Genomic DNA, 5,568 nt, shown 5'->3' with positions numbered 1-5,568 from the left:
CAATGACTCGCAATGGCACGATGGGCAGTTTGGTCTAGTCTCTGTCATGGGCTAACTCGGTAACATTAGACACTCTTGTCTTATTTTCCTCCATCCTTTCCTTTTTAGGACTACCGATTGTTGTTGCCGAAATACTTCACTGACCACCAGTAAACGTTGATATCAGTGGGATAACGAATATCGACTAGAGCTACTGTTGCATCAAGTACCAAAGTGTATCATCATGCTTGCTTCAAATGGTGCTTTGTCGCTGTATTCTGACATCTCTAGAAAGTATTGCAAATATGGATTCTCGCGGATCTGTTCTACGGTCTCTTCATTACTTGTTCCTAATTCCTCTTTGATTATCAATGCTCCCAGTGCCATCCGAAAGCTCTTGGCTGGCGCTCCTTCGCCTAAATGGAAGATAGAAGGTCTCAAATGATACTTGTCCTTTTGTGGAACGTCGGCACATAAAATTTTATTGGTGCAAGGGTTTTTCTTGCTTTTGGGCTTTTCTCTTGCACTTTATCAGTTTTTTCGACCCTTGAAAACTAATAAATTCAACTGTTTCTGCCTTTTTCAGTAAGCCCTACTTATTTTTCTCTTCCCTTGAGAGCGGAATATGGGTTTAAAGAATCTCTTGGCTTGGATTTGAGCGCAAAGCGTTGTGAAAACTAAACCCAGATAATACCAAAGCCCAAAATAGTTATGCTATTTTGGGCTTTGGTATTACAAGCCATTACCGATCGCAAAGAAAGCTGACCAATAGAAAGGATGTTTATAATTTGGTGATTTAATTAGGGAAACCTGCGCTCTTTGTAGTACTTCAGCAATGGGGACATTACCTTTTTGTAGTTCGCCATAAAATGCTTCCATTAGAGCCTGTGTACCCGCATCATCAACTTTCCAGAGAGAAGCGATCGCACTTTTTGCCCCTGCTTTTTGGACTTGATAGCCGAAACCTAAAACTTCTACCCCATCACCGAGCTTGCCGATTCCTGTTTGACAAGCGCTTAATATAATCAAATCAATATTCGGAATTTGCCAATCACTGATTTCATTTAAGAGGATTTTATCGCCATTGCCAAAAATGATGAAGGAATTGTCTGGGATGCCCGTATTAAATTCAGCATGGGAGGCTAGATGGAGAATATTGTGGTCTTGGAATTTCGATTCGATCGCTTGGCGGCTAAACCTTTCTTCGGTTAAAGTGACTGAGTTTTGGAATGAATTGGCGATCGCTTGAACTTCTCTGAGCGTAGCAGGTAACCCCGATTGTCCAAATTTTTTCTCTCCTGCTTTACCACCAAATGCTCCTGCGAGGATATTGGGCTGAGTTTTGGGCTGTGGAGAAAAGTCGGACAGGCTATAGGCTATCAGATTACTGATTTGATATTTTTCAATCAGCCATTTCTTGCCGTCGTATAGTGCGGCAATAGGAACATATCGCATTTGCCTATCAGGTGCGTAGAGGATTGTCTGGGCTTTAACTTGGATGAGTTTTGCTTCGATGGGTTTAATCAGCAGATCGTAAAGGACTATAGCAGAATCTTTATAGTCCTCGGAAGTTGGATCGAGCAGTCCCGCTCTGTAATTATTAATTAGGGCTTCTAGCTCTTGTTGAGAGATTTTGACAGTGTAGTTGAGGGGTGGGGAGTTAGGTGAGAAGAGAATTAACTCGAGGCGATCGCTTAAAATTAATGGATAAAGCAGCACAGTGCTTTGGGGGATTTGTTGAAGATAGTCGGGAATTTTGTTTATTTCCGACATAGGGATTTGGCGGATTTGATTGGCAAGTTGAAGATTGATTTCGAGGCTATCCTCAAACTTTAAAAGCGGCAACTGACTACCAATCACTTTCTCTGGTTCTAAGAGCTTTACTCCTTGGGCGGTTCTATCATTCCCTTTCACATTTTTGAGATAATCTTCTAGTTCTTGAACTTTTAGTAGATCGAGGACTTGGAGGGCTTCCATTACTCGTCCTTGCGCTAGCAGTAAACTGGCAAGATGGCGATATGTACGAGCAACTGTATCTAAAAAAGACTTCTGTTCTTCTTTACTCAGTCCACGTAGATTTTTGCGGATAGATTCTTGAATATTAACTGATTGTTTGTAGGCAAGGATGGATAATGTTGGCTGGTTGAGGTCAGCAAAGATTACCCCCAGGTTATTGAGTACTCTCCCTTCTCCTTGGCGATCGCCGAGTTCGATCGTGATCGCTAAGTCTCTCTGGTAAAAAGGAATCGCTTTTTCGTACTGTCTGAGTTTGTTGTAAACAATGCCAAGCCCACCAACGGCTTTGCCCTCAGTGACGCGATCTTTGATTGCATAGGCGATCGCCAATTGTTGCTGGTGGAAGGTGAGCGCTTTTTGGTATTGACCTAATTCGCGGTAGGCAATACCCAGATTGCCAAGGGTACTTCCTTCCTCCTTGCGGTTTTCGATATCGCGGAATATTTCTAAAGCTTGTTGGTAAAAAGTAACGGCTTCCTTATATTTCAGTAAATTACTGTAAGCGATACCAAGGTTGTTAAAAGCCCGACCTTGACCATTAAGGTCTTTGAATTCGCGAGCGATCGCCAAATCCTGTTCATAAAAGGTAATTGCTTTTTGGTACTGACCTAACTCGCGGTACACAATGCCAAGTCCACCGAGCGCTCTGCCCTCACCTGCACGGTCTTTGATTTCGCGAGTAATTATCAGCTGTTGCTGGTGGAAATTGATTGCTTGCTGATATTTCCCCATCTCGCGGTAAGCAATACCCAGATTCCCCACAGCATTTCCTTCATTCTTTCGATCATTGAGTTCTCGGAATATTTCCACAGCTTGTTGGTAGAAGGCGATCGCTTTTTCGTATTGTCCTAGGAGGATGTAGTTAAGTCCCAGACTGTCGAGGGCATTTGCTTCCCCCCTGCGCTCCTTGAGTTCGCGGGCGATCGCTAAACGTTGTTGAAAAAAATCAACTGATTTGGTGTACTGCCCAAGCATGTAGTAAGCAATGCCGAGATTGTTCAGTACTTTTCCTTCGCCTTCACGGTCTTTGATTTCTCGATAAATTTGGAGTGTCTTCTGCCATGACTGAAATGCAGCTTGAGTCTGGTTATTGCGATATTGCTCTAATCCTTGGTTTAGCAGTCTCTCAGCCTCTGCTTTGTGGTCAGTTGATGCTTGCGCCCATAGGCGATCGCTACTCAACGCTTGTACAGATAAACAAGATAAAAGAGTTGTCAAGGCGATCGCGCTAAAACCTTTATTCATTGCCGCAACTGTCCTCCTAAATCACAAAACTTAATCTTGTCTCACAACTGTCCATCTAAACTTTACTAGCAAACGACTACAAGCCATTACTGATCACAAAAAATGCTGCCCAATAAAAGGGATGAAAGTCAATCGCTTTTTCGGATTATCTGAGTCTGTTGTAAGCCTTGTCCAAAAGTGCGATCGTACTCTGTAACACTATCAAATCCAAACAAATTATGAATAAGTCCGTAACGTTAATCATTTCAGGTGGACAAACTGGTGCAGACTGGGGCGGATTGCTAGCGGCGGCAGACTTGGGGATTGCTACGGGTGGGCTTGCACCGAAAGGCTACCGTACTGAGTTGGGTGAAAATTGGGAGCTTGCCAAGTTGGGCTTACAGGAATCCGATCGCGTAGATTATGAGATTCGCACTGTCCACAATGTCCAAACTGCCGATGCAACGGTTATTTTTGCCGATCGCCTTCATAGCGATGGGACAAGGCTAACCATTGAGTCTTGCATCAAGTATCAAAAGCCTTATCTCATCAATCCCAATGCTCTCACCTTGCATGATTGGCTAATCGAGCAGCAAGTCAAGGTGCTAAATGTGGCGGGTAATCGAGAATCAGTGGCGGAGGGGATAGGCGATCGCACAAGGCAAGTTGTGAGGGATGCTCTGAGTTTATGGGTGGTAGATGGCAAGCTGATTCAAGGGCATCGGGTTGCTTCGGGACTTTCAAAGGATAGTCCTTATGCTGAAGGCTCAATCTCTATGCAAATTCCCTTCTTCCAAAATCTAGGTTTAGATCTATCGACCTATTTTCGAGGCACTTTAAATCTTGATATCTCACCTTACACTTACACGATCCAGAAGCCCCAGTACACTTTTCGACAAGTAGATTGGACAAGTAATCATCCGCCTGAAGATTTTTCCTTTGTTTCCTGCCAAGTTCTTTACAAGGGCGATCGCTATGATGGTTGGGTGTACTATCCTCATCCTGAAACTAAGCTGCGTCATTTCCAAAATCCATCGGTGTTAGAGGTGATTGCTTTGCCTATTGCCGATCTTGTCTATGGAGAGTCTTTGCAGTTGCTCATTAATTCACAGGAAATTAGTCTGCATCAGTAGCATATGGTAATTATGTGATCTCAAAATCTTTAAATCGTACAACAGGTTTTTCCTTTTACAAGGTAAATGGGGAAAGTTAATTTTTTATTTGCTTGGCAATGTTGCTCATTATGCATGATACGCTGATCAGCATATAGTAGTGTAGAAAAAAAACTGGAGTGAACCCCATGACAGTAATGACATTTGGGCGTTTTATTGCAGAAGCCCGAAAAAAATTAAATATGACGCAAAAGGAGCTTGCAGGAAATGTTTTACGTGAAGATGGACAACCAATTTCTCCTCAGTATCTGAATGATATTGAACGAGATCGGCGAAGCCCGTCATCAGACCATATTGTTCAGCAGTTTGCGAAGGTACTCGATTTGGATGCTGATTATCTTCACTATCTAAATGGACGTTTCCCAGAACAAGAGAGACAGCAGCAACTAACTGAGGAGCAGTTCAGAGAAAGAATATTAGCTTTCCGTAAATAATAAAGAGTTACATCAAACAACTATATCTTATGGTCAAATTTATTTCTGACAAAACAGGTCGATTCTTTTCTCGTCCTTATTATCAACCAGAAGAACTAGATCATGCGTGTGAAGCAATAATTACCTCTTTTCTTCTATCAATGTATGGTGTAGTTAAGTTTCCTATTTCCACAGACGATATCATTCGATTAATTGAACAGAGAGTTAGCTATCTTGATACTTATGCAGACTTATCAGAGTTTGGAGAGACTGTAGAAGGAGTAACTGAATTTTTTCTAGGGGAAAACCCAACTGTGAAAATATCCACTAATCTGATGGAGGATAATCGACGTGAGAACAGACTCCGTACAACTTTGACTCATGAGTTTGGTCATGTCCATTTTCATAAGTCCTTGTTTGAAAAAGGGCATGACCAGTTAAGCTTGATTGCTTTTAAATCTGAGCAAGATATCATTATCTGTAAAAGAGAGAAAATACTAGACTCTCCTCGATATGATTGGATGGAATGGCAGGCAGGATATGCTTGTGGTGCATTTTTGATGCCTAAGTTGCACCTATTGAATTATATTGCTCAATTTACTGCTGGAAGTATTAGTAATTCAATAAACCTACTCCCTTCCCGCTATAAGATCAGTGAATTAATGAAAAGATAAAATCCAGTGTTTTTCGTAATTGTATTTTTGAGAGAAATTGACTGGATTCAAAAAACTGCTCTAGCTGATTAGTGATATCTCCTAATGTTT

At 41.9% G+C, this 5,568-nt stretch carries 4 protein-coding genes and 1 pseudogene; 3 read left to right on the top strand and 2 right to left on the bottom strand.

Annotated features, from left to right (window positions below; all coding sequences use genetic code 11):
- Positions 1-210: 210 nt before the first annotated feature.
- Both B9G53_RS12905 and B9G53_RS12900 read right to left on the bottom strand, forming a co-directional pair.
- Positions 211-393, bottom strand: a pseudogene (locus tag B9G53_RS12905) (transposase); the annotation flags it as partial.
- Between the two features lie 318 nt (positions 394-711).
- Entirely contained in the window at positions 712-3,240 is a 2,529-nt protein-coding gene (locus tag B9G53_RS12900) for a tetratricopeptide repeat protein (RefSeq protein ID WP_094532921.1), read from the bottom strand.
- 218 nt (positions 3,241-3,458) lie between these two features.
- Here B9G53_RS12900 and B9G53_RS12895 point away from each other — a divergent pair, with 218 nt between their 5' ends.
- From B9G53_RS12895 to B9G53_RS12885, 3 genes are all read left to right on the top strand, one after another.
- Positions 3,459-4,352, top strand: a complete 894-nt coding sequence (locus tag B9G53_RS12895) for a putative molybdenum carrier protein (RefSeq protein ID WP_094532919.1) — start codon at positions 3,459-3,461, stop codon at positions 4,350-4,352.
- Positions 4,353-4,519: 167 nt separating this feature from the next.
- Positions 4,520-4,825, top strand: coding sequence for a helix-turn-helix domain-containing protein (locus tag B9G53_RS12890; protein WP_094532917.1), 306 nt, complete (start codon positions 4,520-4,522; stop codon positions 4,823-4,825).
- Between the two features lie 29 nt (positions 4,826-4,854).
- On the top strand, positions 4,855-5,478 hold the full coding sequence (locus tag B9G53_RS12885; RefSeq protein ID WP_094532915.1) for an ImmA/IrrE family metallo-endopeptidase: 624 nt from the start codon (positions 4,855-4,857) through the stop codon (positions 5,476-5,478).
- Positions 5,479-5,568 lie beyond the last annotated feature (90 nt).

It is taken from the genome of Pseudanabaena sp. SR411, assembly GCF_002251945.1.
In the GTDB taxonomy this organism is placed as follows: domain Bacteria; phylum Cyanobacteriota; class Cyanobacteriia; order Pseudanabaenales; family Pseudanabaenaceae; genus Pseudanabaena.
This window is presented reverse-complemented; position numbering and strand designations above follow the sequence as displayed.

Bases quoted from the DNA above. Each gene is read 5' to 3' on its own strand.
- B9G53_RS12900 (WP_094532921.1), bottom strand. From the start codon at position 3,240: ATGAATAAAGGTTTTAGCGCGATCGCCTTGACAACTCTTTTATCTTGT.
- B9G53_RS12895 (WP_094532919.1), top strand. From the start codon at position 3,459: ATGAATAAGTCCGTAACGTTAATCATTTCAGGTGGACAAACTGGTGCA.
- B9G53_RS12890 (WP_094532917.1), top strand. From the start codon at position 4,520: ATGACAGTAATGACATTTGGGCGTTTTATTGCAGAAGCCCGAAAAAAA.
- B9G53_RS12885 (WP_094532915.1), top strand. From the start codon at position 4,855: ATGGTCAAATTTATTTCTGACAAAACAGGTCGATTCTTTTCTCGTCCT.